The sequence below is a fragment of the Pseudocitrobacter sp. CD920760 genome, assembly GCF_057782505.1.
Window position 1 is genome coordinate 333,586 of record NZ_CM173490.1, and the last position, 18,309, is coordinate 351,894.

An 18,309-nucleotide genomic window follows, 5' to 3' on the forward strand; every position below is an offset into this window, starting at 1 on the left:
GCTGGCCGGGCTGGCTGTCAGCGACGCATCGCCGCTTTTTTCAGAATACGTTCTGCGCGCATTAAGAACTCATCGGCGGCCTCATTGGCCGTTTTTTTACCGTAGTCCATATTTTGCCGTCCTGAACTCCACAGCGCCTGAATTTGCTCGTCTTCCATCCACGAGGTGGCGACCGACTCGGACTGCAATTTCTTCGCCATCGCCATACCCGCCACGGAAGGATTATCGTTCGTTAAGGTGCCGTTATCCGTCAGCGTTTTTACTGCGGCCTGGCTGATCGGAATGCCATTTTCCAGCTTAATGAACTCAACCGCCTGCGGATCGTTAAGCAGGAAATTCAGCAACATTGCCGCTTCTTTCGGATGCTGGGTATTTTTACCGATCGCATAGGTGAGCGAGACTTTAAAATAGGCGCTGGCGTTGGTGGCGCCTGGCGCCATGATCCAATTGCCCGGCTCCAGTTTGGCAGGTGGCGCGACTTTATGCGTGTAATACTGAATGACTACGTTCCAGGTATAGGCACCGGCCCACTGCCCCTGCTGCCAGTAGCGGGTGTCGGTAAAATCTTGCTTGCCATAGGAGGCGAGCATTTTGGGCCCTGGAATAACGTGATCGGCAACCAACCGCTGGGCGAAACGGAAGGCTTCGCGCCACTGTTCCTGATTCCAGGAGAAGCTTTTGCCGTCGGCGGTAAACATCGGCAGATTATATTTCTGCGACATATAGCAGTTGGTCATCAGGAAAATATCCTGATCGTTGGCAATTAACGGATAATAATCATCTCCCAGTTTCTCTTTAAACGTTTTCCCGGCGGCAAACAGCTCGTCCCAGTTTGTGGGATATGCCAGTCCGGCTTTTTTCCAGGTTTCATTATTGAAATAAAAACCCGGCACATTAAGGGAAATGGGAAGCGCAGTGAGCTTGCCTTTTACGGTCGTCGACTGCAAATCACTGGTGGGGAACTGGCTTAAATCCAGCGTATCGCTCACCTTGTTGAGGTCGTAAAAGCCTTCGCCGGTACGCGAGAAAATCGGTAACCACGGCCAGTTTATCTGCATCACGTCCGGCTCTTTGTTGCCGGAAATTTGAGTCGTCATACGCGCCAGATAGCCATCCCATCCGGTGTACTCGGCGTTAACGTCAATCCACGGGTAGCGCTTTTCAAAGGCATCGATGGCCCTGAGCATCACATCATGGCGCGTTTTTCCACCCCACCATGACATGCGTAATTTCACTTCTTGTTGTTGGGCAAAACTGTGTGTTGCCGGAATTAAACAGCAACTACAGAGCAGACTGGCCAGTAATATTTTCTTCATCATAGGCGTTCCTGTAATAACAGGGCTAATGAGATATTATTTGACCTCAGCTAATTAATTGCTCAAATATTATCTGCGTCCTGAATGGTTGGTAAATACAATATCAGGACAGGATAAAAATAAAGGATGTCGGGGTGATTCTCTTTAAATGCTATTTCTGCATAATAAACAAAATGGTGAAATATTTACGGATAAGATCACATATTCCCTGCCTTGTTTAGATCTCTTTATGCAAAAGATCCTGATAAATCTCACTCAAAATACCGCCGGGGGCGAACTCTTTTTTAATCCACAGCGTCACCTGCCCGGTGGCGGAGTGGCGCGTCGCCAGCAGCATACGGGAATCCTGGCGTGGGTTGTGGATTTGCCGGGTCACCAGCAGCGATTGTTCTGCCGCTTTACGCACCATATAGTCAGGCAAAAAACCGATCCCCGCACCGAGGATCTGACACTGGCATTTGGTATTAAAATCGGGCACCAGCACCGATTCCTGACCATGCAGCAGCCAGCCCACCTTTTTATTGATGGTATGCGCGGTGTCTTCCACCATGATATTGGGATAAAGGCGCAGCTGACTTTCGGCGATGGGCTCCGGCATAAAAGCCAGCGGGTGATCGGGGGCGATAGCGAAGACCCAGCGAATTGCGCCAATTTCGGTGTAATCGATGCCGCCGCCGTCGAGCAGGGTATCCGGCGCGCCGATGGCAATGCTGGCCTGGTTGTTGATCATCGCATCCCAGACGCCGTTATACACTTCAGTCGTGACGGTTATCTGGCAGGTTGGAAATTGCTTTTTCAGCACCTGAAGCAGGCGGGCAGTGTGTTTCGGTGTATACAACAACTGGTTGATACAAATACGAATTCTTGTCTCTATTCCCTGCGCGATAGTGTCGATGCTGCGGCGAATGGCGTGAAAATCGTTGAGCAGATCGCTGGCTTTACGCAGAAAATAGCGCCCGGATTCCGTTAGCTCAATGCTGCGCGTATTGCGGGTAAACAGCACCACATCAAGGCCGGTTTCCATCCTGCGGATCGTGTAGCTGATAGCGGAAGTCGTCAGCCCGAGTTCCTCCGCTGCTTTACTAAAGCTGCCGTAACGTGCGGCGGTGGTAAACGCCAGCAGGTTTTCTTCCGTAAAAATTGAGTTCATTTTCCTGCTCCGGTTGCCGCAATACACGCCTGTTTACTGTAGTGATTCTCAGGGCAAAGAGACAATCACTTTTGAATAACTTTTAAAACTCATTACGCCTTCTCTTTTGAGGTGACCTCACTCAGCCTGCGCCCGGTATATTCCGAGATGAGTCCGATGCCGTTCCCGACGATAAACCCTGACAGCGCAACGGCCCAGTTAAGCCCGGTGGCAAAAAACAGCGTCATGCCAAGAAAGCCGCCGGGAATAAACGAGGTCAGCCAGAAGCGCCCCTGCCAGACGATAACCGCCGAGAAGGGAATGGTCATTATCACGCCAGCCAGCCACGGCGAGAGCCCGGACGCGGTGGCTAACCAGCCCGTCGCCAGCGCTGCCAGAAAAGCCCATACCGCCCCGGAGACGTTAACGAACAGGCTTTTCGTAAACCCGGCTTTTCCGCCGCCTGCCGCATAGAAACTACAAAACGAGACAAAGCCGGTGGTGCCCAATAACTCCCAGCCTGGCGTCATTCCGGCCTTAGAGGCCACCATTTGCCAGAGCCCTGCGCAAATACCGACAGTGATACCTGTTGCGGTGAGTCCGTTCATGGTGCCCCCAATGTGATGTTGTCTGAATGTGTTGGTTTCGTTTCGGAACTATATCCAAATAAAACCCGGTTGAGTTAAGGGGTATAGCGGGAAAAGAACAAACAGTGCCTTAACGCACACTCTGCTTTCATTGTTGAATTATTTTCAATAATAAAGCGTATTACGGCGAATTAAATTTAACCGCCTTCTTTTCCTGAAATTTCATTGCTATTCTCGATTCATGGAACAAACAGCCACACCATCATCAGGGGAATGTTTATGACCACGAATAATTTGGCTAGTGAGTTTTTGCTGGCAGCCCAACACGGAAATATCGATGCGCTCAGAAACTGCCTACAGCAGGGCGTTGATATTAATACCCGCAATGCCACTAAGCAAACAGCTATTATTCTGGCAAGCCTGCATAAACACTATGATTGCGTGCAAATACTGATAGAGGCAGGTGCCGATATTAATATACAGGATAATATCTGTGCAAACCCTTTCTTGCTAAGTTGTCTGACTAATGATTTAACGCTTTTAAATTTAATTCTACCCGCTAATCCCGATCTCAATCGACTAACCCGTTTTGGCGGCGTAGGGCTGACACCCGCCTGCGAAAAAGGCCATATCAATATTGTGCGGGAATTATTAACGCGCACCGATATTAACGTTAATCAGACCAACTATGTTGGCTGGACGCCGCTGCTGGAAGCCATTGTGCTCAATGATGGCGGTGAAACGCAGCAGGCAATTGTGCGTCTTTTACTGGAATACGGCGCCAGCCCGCATATGACCGATAAATATGGTAAAACGCCACTGGAACTGGCGCGCGAAAAGGGTTTTTCCGACATTGCTGAACTGCTGATTGCGGCGGGTGCATAACGAAGGAGAATCGCCATTAACACACCTCAACTCCGGTGTGTGCAGGCGCTAACGGCTGATGCGCGTTTTCTGGCCGAACGAGGCTCAGGGCAGATTGCACAGGTATTTAACCGGGCGGTTAATCTCTGGCTGCCTGCCCGGCAGCGATGGCTGACGCTGCTTAGTGAAACCTGCGACAACGCCCCAAACAGCTGTAGGTTAGCGCTCACTCACTTTGATGATTCATTTCAGCCGGGCCAGTTGATTCAGTTGCATCCTCACGGAATCAGGGTTGCTGATAAGCTGAAAATTGATACGGTTTCATGTCGTTGCTGGCAACCGCCGAAATTAACGCTGAGTGCCGAACGTTTTCACCAGATACCGTGGCTTAAATGGCGCGATACAATTACTCAGCAACTGCAAACGCATGAAACGCTTTTTCTTGGCGGTGGGAGTAACCCTTTTTATCAGGCGATCTCTGAGCAATTGCAGTGCAATCGGAAAATACTTCTTAAGGCGCTGCTTAATAATTTAAATATCACGTCCGCCGTTACGCAAATGATAGGTTTAGGCATCGGGCTCACGCCGTCTTCCGATGATTATCTGGTGGGGATGAGTGCGATTCTTTTTATTCCTGGTCACCCGGCAGCGCATCTGCGTGATGAATTTATATCGGCTTTGGCGTGTGCCAGAAAAAATACAACATCCTTGAGTGCCACGACGCTCGAGGCGGCATTTGATTATCGTTATCGTGAAAATATCTTTGCGTTTGTTGCCAGCCTGATTAATGAACCCTGGCAGTTATCGGAAAAGAATATCGCTGGTATTAAAAATATTGGCTCCAGTTCCGGCTGCGACATGCTGTATGGCATGGCCGATGGTTGTGCGCTGAGCCAAACCTACGGAGGGAATTATGTCAGTTAAAATAGTCATTAAACCGAATACCTATTTTGATTCTGTCTCGCTGATGTCTATCTCCACGCGTGCAAATAAACTCGACGGCGTCGAGCAGGCATTTGTGGCGATGGCGACCGAAATGAACAAAGGCGTGCTGAAAAATTTAGGACTGCTGACGCCGGAGCTGGAACAGGCGAAAAACGGCGACCTGATGATTGTCATCAACGGTAAAGCGGGCGCGGACAACGAGCAGTTGCTGGTTGAGATTGAAGAGCTATTCAACAGCAAAGCGCAAAGCGGCTCGCATGAGGCGCGTTACGCTACCCTTGCCAGCGCCAAAAAGCATATCCCGGAAAGTAACCTGGCAGTGATTTCGGTCAACGGTCTGTTTGCCGCGCGCGAAGCGCGTCAGGCGCTGCAAAACGACCTTAACGTGATGCTGTTTTCCGATAACGTCTCGGTTGAAGATGAACTGGCGCTCAAACAACTGGCTCACGAAAAAGGGCTGTTGATGATGGGGCCAGACTGCGGCACGGCGATTATCAACGGCGCGGCGCTCTGTTTTGGTAACGCCGTGCGTCGCGGCAACATCGGTATTGTTGGCGCATCCGGCACTGGTAGCCAGGAACTGAGCGTCCGTATCCATGAATTTGGCGGCGGCGTTTCACAACTGATCGGCACCGGCGGGCGCGACCTGAGCGAGAAAATCGGCGGCCTGATGATGCTCGACGCTATCGGGATGCTGGAAAACGATCCGCAAACTGAAATCATCGCGCTGATCTCCAAACCGCCTGCGCCTGCGGTGGCCCGCAAAGTGCTGGAACGCGCGCGCACCTGCCGTAAGCCAGTGGTGGTCTGCTTCCTCGGTCGTGGTGAAACGCCAGTGGACGAGCAGGGGCTACAGTTTGCCCGCGGCACCAAAGAGGCGGCGCTGAAAGCAGTGATGCTCTCCGGCGTGAAACAGGAACATCTCGACCTGCATACGCTGAACCAGCCGTTGATTGCTGATGTGCGTGCGCGTCTGCAACCGCAGCAGAAGTACATTCGTGGCCTGTTCTGCGGCGGTACGCTATGTGACGAAACCATGTTCGCGGTGATGGAAAAACATGGCGATGTCTACAGCAACATTCAGCCCGATCCTGAATTCCGCCTGAAAGATATCAACCGCAGCATCAAACACACCTTCCTCGACTTTGGCGATGACGACTTCACCAACGGCAAGCCGCACCCGATGATTGACCCGACCAACCGTATCAGCCGTTTGATCGAAGAAGCGCGCGATCCAGAAGTGGCGGTGATCGTGATGGATTTTGTGCTCGGGTTTGGATCACATGAAGATCCGGTCGGCTCCACCATTGAGGCGATCAAAGAAGCGAAAGCGATCGCCGCTGCCGAAGGCCGTGAGTTGATCATTCTCGCCTATGTGCTGGGTACCGATCTCGATACGCCATCGTTAGCACAACAAAGCCAGATGCTGCTTGATGCCGGAGCGATTCTGGCCAGCAGCAGCACCAATACCGGATTGCTGGCGCGTGAATTTATCTGCAAAGGGGAGGAAGCCTGATGAGCCAGTCACTGTTTAGCCAACCGTTGAACGTTATTAACGTCGGCATCGCCATGTTTAGCGATGACCTGAAAAAGCAGCATGTAGAAGTGACCCAACTCGACTGGACGCCGCCGGGGCAGGGCAATATGCAGGTGGTGCAGGCGCTGGACAACATTGCCGATTCACCGCTGGCGGACAAAATCGCCGCCGCTAACCAGCAGGCGCTGGAGCGCATTATCCAGTCGCATCCGGTGCTGATTGGTTTTGATCAGGCGATCAACGTGGTACCGGGCATGACGCCGAAAACCATTCTTCACGCCGGGCCGCCGGTTACCTGGGAAAAAATGTGCGGCGCGATGAAAGGCGCGGTCACCGGGGCACTGGTGTTCGAAGGGCTGGCGAAAGATCTCGATGAGGCGGCTGAACTGGCGGCCTCCGGGGAGATCACCTTCTCGCCGTGCCACGAGCACGACTGCGTGGGATCGATGGCGGGCGTTACCTCTGCCTCGATGTTTATGCACATCGTGAAAAACAAAACCTACGGCAACATCGCTTATACCAATATGAGCGAGCAGATGGCGAAGATTTTGCGTATGGGTGCCAACGATCAGAGCGTGATTGACCGCCTCAACTGGATGCGTGATGTGCAGGGGCCAATGCTGCGTGACGCGATGAAAATTATCGGCGAGATCGATCTGCGCTTAATGCTGGCGCAGGCGCTGCATATGGGCGATGAGTGCCATAACCGCAATAACGCCGGGACGACGCTGCTGATTCAGGCGCTGACGCCGGGGATTATTCAGGCAGGCTATTCCGTCGAGCAACAGCGCGAAGTGTTTGAGTTTGTCGCCAGCAGTGACTACTTCTCCGGCCCGACGTGGATGGCGATGTGTAAAGCGGCGATGGATGCGGCGCACGGCATCGAATACAGCACCGTGGTGACCACGATGGCGCGTAACGGCGTCGAGTTCGGCCTGCGGGTCAGCGGCCTGCCGGGGCAATGGTTTACCGGCCCGGCGCAGCAGGTCATCGGCCCGATGTTTGCCGGTTATAAGCCGGAAGATTCGGGGCTGGATATCGGCGATAGCGCCATCACCGAAACCTACGGTATTGGCGGATTTGCTATGGCGACCGCGCCCGCTATCGTCGCGCTGGTGGGCGGCACGGTGGAAGAAGCTATCGATTTCTCCCGTCAGATGCGTGAAATCACCCTCGGTGAAAACCCCAACGTCACCATTCCGCTGCTCGGTTTTATGGGCGTGCCGTCGGCTATCGATATCACCCGCGTCGGCAGCAGCGGCATTCTGCCGGTGATCAACACCGCCATCGCCCATAAAGATGCGGGCGTGGGCATGATTGGCGCGGGTATTGTGCATCCGCCATTCGCCTGCTTCGAGAAAGCCATTCTTGGCTGGTGCGAACGTTACGGCGTCTGACTTACATGTTTATGCCGGATGCGGCGTGAACGCCTTATCCGGCCTACGAATGGCGCAAGAATGGTAGGCCTGATAAGCGTAGCGCATCAGGCAGTCTGGCGTTGGTCATAACCCCATCACCCTCTGTAGCGGACATAACAATATGAAAGAACTTGTGGTCGTTGCCATTGGTGGCAACAGCATTATCAAAGATAACGCCAGCCAGTCGATTGAGCATCAGGCGGAGGCGGTGAAAGCCGTGGCCGATACGGTGCTGGAAATGCTGGCTTCCGATTACGACATTGTGCTGACCCACGGCAACGGGCCGCAGGTCGGGCTGGATTTACGCCGTGCGGAGATTGCCCACGAGCGCGAAGGGCTGCCCTTAACGCCGCTGGCGAACTGTGTGGCAGATACGCAAGGCGGCATTGGCTACTTGATCCAGCAGGCGCTGAACAACCGACTGGCGCGTCACGGCGAGAAAAAAGCCGTCACCGTGGTGACTCAGGTGGAAGTGGATAAAAACGATCCGGGGTTTGCCCATCCCACCAAGCCCATCGGCGCATTCTTCAGTGAAAGCCAGCGTGACGAATTACAAAAGGCAAACCCTGACTGGCGTTTTGTTGAAGATGCCGGACGGGGCTATCGCCGCGTGGTCGCCTCGCCGGAACCGAAACGTATTGTCGAAGCACCTGCCATTAAGGCGCTGATCCAACAAGGCTTTGTGGTCATCGGCGCGGGCGGCGGCGGAATTCCGGTGGTGCGCAGCGGAGCGGGGGATTACCAAAGCGTGGATGCGGTTATCGACAAAGATCTCTCTACCGCACTACTGGCTCGCGAAATTCACGCCGACATTCTGGTGATCACCACCGGCGTGGAAAAAGTGTGTATTCACTTTGGCAAGCCGCAGCAGCAGGCGCTCGATCGGGTGGATATTGCCACCATGACCCGCTATATGCAGGAAGGGCATTTCCCGCCCGGCAGCATGTTGCCAAAAATCATCGCCAGCCTGACGTTCCTGGAACAGGGCGGCAAAGAAGTGATTATCACCACGCCGGAATGCCTGCCCGCGGCGCTGCGTGGCGAAACGGGCACCCATATTATTAAAACGTAAGGACGTAAGATGAAAGAAAGCAATAGCCGTCGTGAGTTTTTGAGCCAGAGCGGTAAGATGGTTACCGCCGCCGCGCTGTTTGGTACCTCTGTGCCGCTCGCCCATGCGGCGGTAGCTGGCACCTTAAACCGCGAAGCGAACAACACCATGAAAATCACTGACCCGCATTACTATCTCGATAACGTGCTGCTGGAAACCGGTTTTGACTACGAAAATGGCGTGGCGGTGCAGACCCGCACGGCGCGCCAGACCGTGGAGATTCAGGACGGCAAAATTGTTGCGCTACGCGAGAACAAGCAGCATCCGGACGCCACGCTGCCGCACTATGACGCTGGCGGTAAGCTGATGCTGCCTACCACCCGCGACATGCATATTCATCTCGACAAAACCTTTTACGGCGGGCCGTGGCGCTCGCTCAATCGTCCGGCAGGCACCACCATCCAGGACATGATCAAACTTGAGCAGAAAATGCTGCCGGAGTTGCAACCTTATACCCAGGAACGGGCGGAAAAACTGATCGATTTATTGCAGTCGAAAGGCACCACCATTGCCCGCAGCCACTGCAATATCGAACCGGTATCCGGCCTGAAAAATCTGCAAAATTTGCAGGCGGTGCTGGCGCGACGTCAGGCAGGCTTCGAGTGTGAAATTGTCGCCTTCCCGCAGCACGGTTTGCTGCTGTCGAAATCGGAACCCTTAATGCGCGAAGCGATGCAGGCAGGGGCGCATTACGTCGGCGGGCTGGACCCGACCAGTGTTGATGGCGCGATGGAAAAATCCCTCGACACCATGTTCCAGATTGCGCTGGACTACGACAAAGGCGTCGATATTCACCTGCACGAAACCACTCCGGCAGGCGTGGCAGCCATCAACTATATGGTTGAAACGGTAGAGAAAACGCCACAGCTGAAGGGCAAGCTGACCATCAGTCACGCCTTTGCGCTGGCAACGCTCAACGAGCAACAGGTCGATGAGCTGGCGCACCGGATGGTGGCGCAGCAAATTTCTATCGCTTCGACGGTGCCGATTGGCACGTTGCATATGCCGCTCAAACAGCTACATGACAAAGGTGTAAAAGTGATGACCGGCACCGACAGCGTTATCGACCACTGGTCGCCTTACGGCCTGGGCGACATGCTGGAAAAAGCCAATCTGTACGCACAGCTCTATATTCGCCCTAACGAACAGAATTTATCCCGTTCGCTGTTTTTAGCCACCGGTGATGTGTTGCCGCTGAATGAAAAAGGCGAGCGCGTGTGGCCAAAAGCGCAGGATGACGCCAGCTTTGTGCTGGTGGATGCCTCCTGTTCTGCCGAGGCGGTGGCGCGTATCTCGCCGAGAACGGCGACGTTCCATAAAGGGCAACTGGTGTGGGGGAGTGTGGTTTAAGATGCGGGCTTCCCCGGCCTTTCGACCGGGGAATCTAACATTAATGCGCGCGTCCCTGCTCGACGCCGAGTCCGGTTTGCGAACGGATAAACTGGGCGCGGAACTGCTCGCGCTCAAGGTTACCCTCAGCAGAGTTGTCGGTTGCCGAGAAGAACCAAATTCCCAGGAATGCCACGGTGATGGAGAACAGCGCCGGGTATTCATACGGGAAGATGGCTTTTTCGTGGCCGAGGATCTGTACCCAAATGGTTGGGCCGAGAATCATCAGCACCACCGCTGTCAGCAGGCCTAACCAGCCGCCCAGCATCGCGCCACGGGTGGTCAGTTTTGACCAGTACATGGAGAGCAGGATGATTGGGAAGTTGCAGCTGGCGGCAATGGCAAACGCCAGGCCAACCATGAAGGCGATGTTCTGATTTTCAAACAGCACGCCCAGTACGATAGCAATCACGCCCAGAATCAATACGGTGATTTTCGATACACGCAGCTCATCACGCTCAGTCGCCCCTTTACGGAAGACGTTAGCGTAAAGGTCATGTGAGACCGCGGAAGCGCCTGCCAGCGTCAGCCCGGCGACGACCGCCAGAATGGTGGCGAAGGCCACAGCGGAGATAAAGCCGAGGAACAGGTTACCGCCGACCGCATTGGCCAGGTGAACCGCCGCCATGTTGTTACCACCAATCAGCGCGCCAGCCGCATCTTTATAGACCGGGTTCGCCCCCACCAGCATGATTGCGCCAAAGCCGATGATAAAGGTCAGGATGTAGAAGTAACCCATAAAGCCGGTGGCGTAGAACACGCTTTTACGCGCTTCGCGGGCATCGCTGACCGTGAAGAAACGCATCAGAATATGTGGCAGCCCCGCCGTACCGAACATCAGGCCAAGGCCTAACGATAGCGCGGAAATCGGGTCTTTCACCAGCCCGCCAGGACTCATAATGGCTTCGCCTTTCGGGTGAACCGCCATGGCTTCAGTGAACAGGTTATTGAAGCTGAAGCCCACGTGTTTCATCACCATAAAGGCCATAAAACTCGCGCCAAACAGCAGCAGCACGGCTTTGATAATCTGTACCCACGTGGTGGCGAGCATGCCGCCAAACAGCACGTACATCATCATCAACACGCCAACCAGCACCACCGCGATGTGGTAGTTCAGGCCGAACAGCAGCTCAATCAGTTTACCCGCACCGACCATCTGGGCGATGAGGTACAGCGCGACGACGACCAGCGAGCCACAGGCAGAGAGAATTCGAATCGGCCCCTGCTTCAGGCGATAGGACGCCACGTCGGCAAAGGTATAGCGGCCCAGGTTACGCAGGCGCTCGGCAATCAGGAACAGAATGATGGGCCAGCCCACCAGGAAGCCCAGCGAATAGATAAGCCCATCGTAGCCGGAGGTAAACACCAGTGCGGAGATCCCAAGGAATGATGCGGCAGACATATAATCGCCCGCAATCGCCAGCCCGTTCTGGAAGCCGGTGATATTGCCGCCCGCGGTGTAATAGTCATTACGCGAACGTACGCGTTTGGAAGCCCAGTAGGTTATCCCCAGCGTAAACAGGACGAAAATCAGGAACATGATAATCGCCTGCCAGTTAGTCGGCTGGCGCTGTACAGCACCGCTAATCGCATCGGCTGCATTGGCGGCGAAGGGTAGTGTGGCGGCAAGCGCCGTCAGGACTCGCTTCATGATGCTTTTACCTCGTGCAGTACCGCTTTGTTAAGACGATCGAACTCGCCGTTTGCGCGCCAGATATAAATACCGGTCAGGGCGAAGGAGATAAGAATCACGCCCACACCAATCGGAATACCCCGGGTGACGCTGGTACCCGCATGCAGCGGTGTGCCCAGCCAGCCAGGCGCGAAAGCAATCAAAAGGATAAAGCTGATATAAACCACCAGCATGATAATCGACAGAATGGTGGCAAACCGTTGCCGTTTTTCGACTAACTCCCTGAAACGCGCACTGTCTTCTATCCGCTGATAAATGGTGTCATTCATCACAGAGTCTCCAGAGGTAAAAGTGGGGTTTGTTATGGGGCAAGCAGTTGCCGGATGGCGCTTCGCTTATCCGGCCTACCGTAGGCCCGGTAAGCGAAGCGCCACCGGGCAAGGTATGGTTATGAAGGCATGGTAATCGCCTGCTTCTCTTCGAGCAGTTTATCCACCACGCCCGGATCGGCGAGCGTCGAGGTGTCGCCGAGGTTGCTGGTATCGCCCGCGGCAATTTTGCGCAGAATGCGGCGCATGATTTTGCCCGAACGCGTTTTGGGTAATGAATCTGTCCAGTGCAGCACGTCCGGCGTCGCCAGCGGGCCAATCTCTTTACGCACCCAGTTACGCACTTCGGTGTACAGTGCCGGCGTCGGCTCTTCACCATGATTCAGCGTCACGTAGGCGTAAATCGCCTGGCCTTTAATGTTGTGTGGAATGCCAACTACCGCCGCTTCCGCGACTTTCGGATGCGACACCAGCGCCGACTCGATTTCTGCCGTACCCAGGCGGTGACCGGAGACGTTCAGAACGTCATCGACGCGCCCCGTTATCCAGTAATAGCCATCTTCGTCGCGACGTGCGCCGTCACCGCTGAAATACATATTTTTGAAGGTGGAGAAGTAGGTCTGCTCAAATCGCTCGTGATCGCCGAAAAGCGTGCGAGCCTGGCCTGGCCAGGAGTCGGTGATCACCAGGTTGCCTTCGGTCGCGCCTTCCTGCGGATTCCCTTCGTTATCCACCAGTGCAGGCTGTACGCCGAAGAACGGACGGCTGGCGGAACCGGCTTTCAGCTCAGTCGCGCCCGGCAGTGGGGTGATCATGAAGCCACCGGTCTCGGTCTGCCACCAGGTGTCGATCACCGGGCATTTCTCTTTGCCGATTTTCTTCCAGTACCACTCCCACGCTTCCGGGTTAATCGGCTCGCCGACGGAACCGAGAATGCGCAGGGAAGAGCGGTCGGTACCCTCAATTGCCTTATCGCCTTCCGCCATCAGGGCGCGGATCGCCGTTGGCGCGGTGTAGAGAATGTTAACTTTGTGTTTATCGACAACCTGGCACATACGCGCCGGGGTCGGTGAGTTCGGCACGCCTTCAAACATCAGCGTAGTCGCGCCGCAGGCCAGCGGGCCGTAAAGCAGATAGCTGTGGCCGGTGACCCAGCCGACATCCGCGGTGCACCAGTAGATGTCGCCCGGATGATAATCAAACGTATATTTGAAGGTCGTCGCCGCGTAGACCAGGTAGCCGCCAGTGGTGTGCAGTACGCCTTTCGGTTTGCCGGTTGAGCCGGAGGTGTAAAGGATAAACAGTGGATCTTCGGCGTTCATTGCTTCCGGCTGATGCTGGTCGTCAGCTTTTTCAATCAGGTCGCTCCACCACAGGTCGCGACCTTCATGCCAGTCGATATTGCCGCCGGTGCGCTTCAGCACCACCACGTTTTCGATGGTCTTGACGTTCGGGTTTTTCAGCGCATCATCGACGTTTTTCTTCAGCGGGATCCCGCGCCCGGCGCGCACGCCTTCGTCAGCGGTGATAACCAGACGTGAACTGGAGTCGATAATACGCCCGGCTACCGCTTCCGGTGAGAAGCCGCCGAAGATAACCGAATGCACCGCGCCAATACGGGCGCAGGCCAGCATAGCGACTGCGGCTTCCGGCACCATCGGCATATAAATTGCGACCACGTCGCCTTTCTTAATGCCCAGCGAGAGCAGGACGTTCGCGAAGCGGCAGACGTCGCGATGCAGTTCTTTATAGGTAATGTTTTTGCTCTGGCTGGCGTCGTCGCCTTCCCAGATAATGGCGGTCTGGTCGCCGCGCTCTTGCAGGTGTCTATCCAGGCAGTTCGCCGCCAGGTTCAGGGTGCCATCTTCATACCATTTAATGGAGATGTTGCCCGGCGCAAACGAGGTGTTCTTGACCTTTGTGTAAGGTTGGATCCAGTCGAGAATTTTACCTTCTTCTCCCCAGAATGCATCAGGATCGGAGATAGAGAGCTGGTATCTCTGCTGGTACTGCTCCGGGTTGATCAGGCAACGGTCTGCAATGTTCGCAGGAATTGAGTGTTTGTGTATTTGGCTCATGCTTTTTTTCTCCTTGTAAGATGTTAATAATATGTCGCTAAAAAGTTAATTGTAGGGGTATTGCGACCTTTGTTTACTATTTGGGCGACAGATCACGCATTATTAGAATTGTTCAAATAATGTGCATTTGATTCTTTGAAGGAAAATAATTGCCAGCCGTTATTTATGAAAAATGTGAAAAAAAATTATTATTTATAACAAAAACTTATAATAGTTTATTGGTAGAAATTAATGAGAATATGCGTGAAGGGAGTGAAAAGCCCTGTTCTTAAAGGGTTGCGCAACATACCGTCCAGATGATACTGATACTGCGCGTTAAAAAACCCCATAAACAAACGCAACACAAATCATCCCTTTCAAGTAGATGTCATTCCTTTTTGGAATGGTAGCTTTCATTGAGGAAGTCTGTTGTTATGAAAAAAACGAGAATCAGCCTCGCCTGGCAGATTTTGATTGCCCTTATTCTGGGCATCCTGCTGGGTAGTTACCTGCATTATCAAAGTGATAGCCGTGAATGGTTGATTGCTAACCTTTTATCACCGGCGGGTGATATCTTTATCCATCTGATTAAAATGATCGTCGTACCGATTGTGATCTCCACCCTTATCGTGGGGATTGCGGGCGTGGGCGATGCCAAACAGTTGGGCCGAATCGGCGCAAAAACCATTATCTATTTCGAAGTGATCACCACGGTGGCGATTATCCTCGGGATTACGCTTGCCAACGTCTTCCAGCCGGGTGCGGGCATTGATATGTCGCAACTGGCGACGGTGGATATTTCGAAATACCAAAGCACCACGGCGGATGTCCAAAGTCATGCGCACGGTCTGATGGGCACGATTCTTTCGCTGGTGCCGACCAATATTATTGCGTCGATGGCGAAGGGCGATATGCTGCCGATCATCTTCTTCTCGGTGCTGTTTGGTCTTGGCCTTTCCTCGTTGCCTGCGACGCACCGCGAACCGCTGGTTACCGTTTTCCGCTCCATCTCTGAAACCATGTTTAAAGTCACCCATATGGTGATGCGTTATGCGCCGGTCGGTGTCTTTGCGCTGATCTCGGTGACGGTCGCCAACTTTGGGTTTGCATCACTGTGGCCGCTGGCGAAGCTGGTGATTCTGGTTTATGCCGCGATCCTGTTCTTCGCGCTGGTGGTGCTGGGCGCGGTTGCGCGCATCTGTAAACTGAGTATCTGGACCCTGATTCTTATCCTGAAAGATGAGCTGATTCTGGCGTACTCCACCGCCAGTTCCGAGAGCGTGCTGCCGCGTATTATCGAGAAGATGGAAGCCTACGGCGCGCCACCGGCGATCACCAGCTTCGTGGTCCCGACCGGATACTCCTTCAACCTTGATGGTTCAACGCTGTATCAGAGTATTGCGGCGATCTTTATTGCGCAGCTGTACGGTATTGAGCTTTCGATCTGGCAGGAAATCATTCTGGTGCTGACCCTGATGGTGACCTCGAAAGGGATTGCTGGCGTACCGGGCGTTTCATTCGTGGTTCTGCTGGCGACATTGGGCAGCGTGGGTATTCCGCTGGAAGGCCTGGCGTTTATTGCCGGTGTTGACCGTATCCTCGACATGGCGCGTACCGCGTTGAACGTGGTAGGTAATGCTCTGGCGGTGCTGGTTATCGCCAAGTGGGAACACAAATTTGACCGCAAAAAAGCGCTGGCGTATGAACGCGATGTGCTGGGTAAATTTGATAAGAAAGCGAATATGTAAAAAAACGCCGGGTGGCGGCTATGCCTTACCCGGCCTACGGATCGTATCGTAGGCCGGATAAGCGCCAGCGCCATCCGGCGTTTCGTTATTAACCCAACGCGCTTTCGCGCAGACGGGCTTTCAGCTTGTCGTATTCCTGAATCACATACTGCTCTGCCGCCTGTTGGTCCGCAATCGGCTCAACGTTGACCGCACAGTACTTGTACTCCGGCGTCTTGGTAATCGGGCTTAAGTTTTCACTCACCAGCTCGTTACACGCGCCAATCCACCACTGGTAGGTCATGTACACCGCGCCTTTGTTCGGGCGATCGCTCACCTGAGCACGAGTAATGATTTTCCCTTTGCGTGAATTGACCCACACCAGCGCTTCATCTTCAATGCCGAGACGTGCCGCATCAGCCGTGTTGATTTGCGCGTAGCCTGGTTCATCCGCCAGCGCGGCAAGAGCCGCACAGTTACCGGTCATTGAACGGCAGGAGTAGTGGCCTACTTCACGCACCGTGGAGAGCACCATCGGATACTCGTCGGTCAGTTTGTCGATAGGCGCAACCCAGTCGCAGGTGAAGAACTGCGCCAGACCGTTCGGCGTGTCGAACTTCTCTTTAAAGAGATACGACGTCCCCTGGTCGGCGTCAGATTCATCGCGGCACGGCCACATGACATATCCCAGCTCGCCCATTTTTTCATAGGTCGCACCGAGGAAGTCCGGGCAAAGATGACGCAACTCATCCCAGATTTCCTGAGTGTTGTTGTAGTGCATCGGATAGCCCATGCGGGTGGCGATTTCACTGATGATCTGCCAGTCGGTTTTCAGGTCCCATTTCGGCTCAACGGCCTTGAAGAAACGCTGGAAGCCACGGTCAGCCGCGGTGTAAACCCCTTCGTGCTCACCCCAGGAGGTGGACGGCAGAATGACGTCAGCCGCCGAGGCGGTTTTGGTCATAAAGATGTCCTGCACAATCACCAGTTCCAGTTCGTCGAACGCTTTACGCACGGCAGAGAGTTCAGCGTCAGTCTGGAGCGGATCTTCACCCATAATGTAGGCGGCACGCACTTCACCATGCGCGACGCGGTGCGGCAGCTCACTGATACGATAACCGGTGTGTTCCGGCAGGCTGTCAACGCCCCAGGCTTTGGCGAATTTCTCGCGGTTTTCCGGGAATTTGACGTACTGATAACCCGGATAGGTATCCGGTAGTGCGCCCATATCGCACGCGCCCTGTACGTTGTTCTGACCGCGAACCGGGTTTACGCCGACGCTTGGTTTCCCAAGGTTGCCGGTCAGCATCGCCAGGCTGGTCAGAGAACGCACGGTTTCTACGCCCTGATAGAACTGAGTCACGCCCATGCCCCACAGGATCGCCGCGCTTTTCGCTGAAGCATACATACGGGCGCACTGGCGAATTTCCTGCGCGCTCACGCCGGTGATTTCCTCGACGGACTCCGGCGTATAGCCTTCAACAATTTTACGGTACTCTTCGAAGCCTTCGGTACGGCCAGCGACGAACGCCTGGTCATACAGATTTTCTTCGATAATGACATGCCCGATAGCATTGAGCAGCGCGATGTTCGAGCCGTTTTTCAATGCGATGTGCATATCAGCAATGCGCGCGGTTTCAATTTTGCGCGGATCGCAGACGATAATTTTTGCCCCATTGCGTTTGGCGTTAATCACGTGATTCGCCACAATCGGGTGTGAATCTGCCGGGTTATACCCGAAGATGAACACGAGATCCGTGTTATCAATTTCTGTGATGGCATTACTCATTGCGCCATTACCGACCGACTGGTGCAGACCTGCAACCGATGGGCCGTGTCAGACACGTGCGCAGCAATCGACGTTATTGGTACCAATAACGGCGCGCGCAAATTTTTGCATCACATAGTTCGTTTCATTACCGGTACCACGAGAGGAGCCGGTCGTTTGAATGGCGTCTGGGCCATATTTTGCTTTGATCGCGCTCAGGCGGTCAGCAACGTAATTCAGGGCTTCGTCCCAGGAGACGGCTTCCAGCTTGCCGCCGCGCTGGCGACGGATCATTGGGCTTTTTAGGCGCGGAGTCAGGATCTGGGTATCGTTAATAAAATCCCAGCCGTAATAACCCTTCAGGCACAGCGTGCCCTGGTTGGTTTTCCCCATCGCCGCTTCAGCCTTAACGACTTTCCCGTTATCGACCACCAGGTTGATTTTGCAACCTGAGGCGCAGTACGGGCAAACCGTGACGACTTTTTTCATCGGTCTTGCT

The 18,309-nt window shown here is 54.1% G+C and carries 14 protein-coding genes; 7 read left to right on the top strand and 7 right to left on the bottom strand.

What is annotated here, in order from left to right:
- Positions 1 to 17 precede the first annotated feature (17 nt).
- The 3 genes from AC1MKH_RS01525 to AC1MKH_RS01535 form a co-directional block, all read right to left on the bottom strand.
- Positions 18 to 1,319, bottom strand: coding sequence for an ABC transporter substrate-binding protein (locus tag AC1MKH_RS01525; RefSeq protein WP_442961935.1), 1,302 nt, complete (start codon positions 1,317 to 1,319; stop codon positions 18 to 20).
- 214 nt (positions 1,320 to 1,533) lie between these two features.
- Positions 1,534 to 2,466: a LysR substrate-binding domain-containing protein gene (locus AC1MKH_RS01530; RefSeq protein ID WP_276222117.1), complete on the bottom strand. Its 933-nt coding sequence runs from the start codon at positions 2,464 to 2,466 to the stop codon at positions 1,534 to 1,536.
- Positions 2,467 to 2,558: 92 nt separating this feature from the next.
- Positions 2,559 to 3,053, bottom strand: coding sequence for a DUF1097 domain-containing protein (locus AC1MKH_RS01535; RefSeq protein WP_276222115.1), 495 nt, complete (start codon positions 3,051 to 3,053; stop codon positions 2,559 to 2,561).
- Positions 3,054 to 3,311: 258 nt separating this feature from the next.
- Between AC1MKH_RS01535 and AC1MKH_RS01540 the strand changes: the two genes are divergently transcribed.
- The 6 genes from AC1MKH_RS01540 to AC1MKH_RS01565 all read left to right on the top strand — a co-directional run bounded on the left by AC1MKH_RS01540 (position 3,312) and on the right by AC1MKH_RS01565 (position 10,257).
- On the top strand, positions 3,312 to 3,917 hold the full coding sequence (locus AC1MKH_RS01540) for an ankyrin repeat domain-containing protein (protein ID WP_276222113.1): 606 nt from the start codon (positions 3,312 to 3,314) through the stop codon (positions 3,915 to 3,917).
- A gap of 39 nt (positions 3,918 to 3,956) precedes the next feature.
- The gene (locus AC1MKH_RS01545; RefSeq protein ID WP_276222112.1) at positions 3,957 to 4,820 is read left to right on the top strand and encodes an oxamate carbamoyltransferase subunit AllH family protein; all 864 of its coding nucleotides are present in this window, start codon (positions 3,957 to 3,959) and stop codon (positions 4,818 to 4,820) included.
- The gene (fdrA, locus tag AC1MKH_RS01550; protein WP_276222110.1) at positions 4,810 to 6,357 is read left to right on the top strand and encodes an acyl-CoA synthetase FdrA; all 1,548 of its coding nucleotides are present in this window, start codon (positions 4,810 to 4,812) and stop codon (positions 6,355 to 6,357) included. The genes AC1MKH_RS01545 and fdrA overlap by 11 nt, the downstream gene beginning before the upstream one ends.
- Positions 6,357 to 7,775, top strand: coding sequence for a YlbE family protein (locus AC1MKH_RS01555; protein WP_000083461.1), 1,419 nt, complete (start codon positions 6,357 to 6,359; stop codon positions 7,773 to 7,775). Before fdrA ends, AC1MKH_RS01555 begins: the two co-directional genes overlap by 1 nt.
- A gap of 142 nt (positions 7,776 to 7,917) precedes the next feature.
- A complete protein-coding gene (locus AC1MKH_RS01560; protein ID WP_130218325.1) occupies positions 7,918 to 8,868 on the top strand; it encodes a carbamate kinase family protein in 951 nt (316 codons plus the stop codon).
- A gap of 9 nt (positions 8,869 to 8,877) precedes the next feature.
- Positions 8,878 to 10,257, top strand: a complete 1,380-nt coding sequence (locus AC1MKH_RS01565) for an amidohydrolase family protein (RefSeq protein WP_276222107.1) — start codon at positions 8,878 to 8,880, stop codon at positions 10,255 to 10,257.
- A gap of 40 nt (positions 10,258 to 10,297) precedes the next feature.
- Here AC1MKH_RS01565 and actP read toward each other — a convergent pair whose 3' ends face one another.
- The 3 genes from actP to acs form a co-directional block, all read right to left on the bottom strand.
- The gene (actP, locus tag AC1MKH_RS01570; RefSeq protein WP_276222105.1) at positions 10,298 to 11,947 is read right to left on the bottom strand and encodes a cation/acetate symporter ActP; all 1,650 of its coding nucleotides are present in this window, start codon (positions 11,945 to 11,947) and stop codon (positions 10,298 to 10,300) included.
- Positions 11,944 to 12,258 (bottom strand): DUF485 domain-containing protein, encoded by a 315-nt coding sequence (locus tag AC1MKH_RS01575; protein ID WP_276222102.1) that lies wholly within the window; start codon positions 12,256 to 12,258, stop codon positions 11,944 to 11,946. The genes actP and AC1MKH_RS01575 overlap by 4 nt, the downstream gene beginning before the upstream one ends.
- A gap of 119 nt (positions 12,259 to 12,377) precedes the next feature.
- Positions 12,378 to 14,336, bottom strand: a complete 1,959-nt coding sequence (gene acs / locus AC1MKH_RS01580; RefSeq protein WP_276222100.1) for an acetate--CoA ligase — start codon at positions 14,334 to 14,336, stop codon at positions 12,378 to 12,380.
- A 413-nt stretch (positions 14,337 to 14,749) separates the two neighbouring features.
- Here acs and gltP point away from each other — a divergent pair, with 413 nt between their 5' ends.
- Positions 14,750 to 16,063 (top strand): glutamate/aspartate:proton symporter GltP, encoded by a 1,314-nt coding sequence (gene gltP / locus AC1MKH_RS01585; RefSeq protein ID WP_015966293.1) that lies wholly within the window; start codon positions 14,750 to 14,752, stop codon positions 16,061 to 16,063.
- Positions 16,064 to 16,151: 88 nt separating this feature from the next.
- Here gltP and fdhF read toward each other — a convergent pair whose 3' ends face one another.
- Complete coding sequence (gene fdhF, locus AC1MKH_RS01590) at positions 16,152 to 18,299, bottom strand: formate dehydrogenase subunit alpha (RefSeq protein WP_276222098.1); 2,148 nt, start codon at positions 18,297 to 18,299, stop codon at positions 16,152 to 16,154.
- Positions 18,300 to 18,309: the final 10 nt, after the last annotated feature.

Coding starts and splice junctions, on each gene's coding strand:
- AC1MKH_RS01525 (WP_442961935.1), bottom strand. CDS start 1,319: ATGATGAAGAAAATATTACTGGCCAGTCTGCTCTGTAGTTGCTGTTTA.
- AC1MKH_RS01530 (WP_276222117.1), bottom strand. CDS start 2,466: ATGAACTCAATTTTTACGGAAGAAAACCTGCTGGCGTTTACCACCGCC.
- AC1MKH_RS01535 (WP_276222115.1), bottom strand. CDS start 3,053: ATGAACGGACTCACCGCAACAGGTATCACTGTCGGTATTTGCGCAGGG.
- AC1MKH_RS01540 (WP_276222113.1), top strand. CDS start 3,312: ATGACCACGAATAATTTGGCTAGTGAGTTTTTGCTGGCAGCCCAACAC.
- fdrA (WP_276222110.1), top strand. CDS start 4,810: ATGTCAGTTAAAATAGTCATTAAACCGAATACCTATTTTGATTCTGTC.
- AC1MKH_RS01555 (WP_000083461.1), top strand. CDS start 6,357: ATGAGCCAGTCACTGTTTAGCCAACCGTTGAACGTTATTAACGTCGGC.
- AC1MKH_RS01560 (WP_130218325.1), top strand. CDS start 7,918: ATGAAAGAACTTGTGGTCGTTGCCATTGGTGGCAACAGCATTATCAAA.
- AC1MKH_RS01565 (WP_276222107.1), top strand. CDS start 8,878: ATGAAAGAAAGCAATAGCCGTCGTGAGTTTTTGAGCCAGAGCGGTAAG.
- actP (WP_276222105.1), bottom strand. CDS start 11,947: ATGAAGCGAGTCCTGACGGCGCTTGCCGCCACACTACCCTTCGCCGCC.
- AC1MKH_RS01575 (WP_276222102.1), bottom strand. CDS start 12,258: ATGAATGACACCATTTATCAGCGGATAGAAGACAGTGCGCGTTTCAGG.
- acs (WP_276222100.1), bottom strand. CDS start 14,336: ATGAGCCAAATACACAAACACTCAATTCCTGCGAACATTGCAGACCGT.
- gltP (WP_015966293.1), top strand. CDS start 14,750: ATGAAAAAAACGAGAATCAGCCTCGCCTGGCAGATTTTGATTGCCCTT.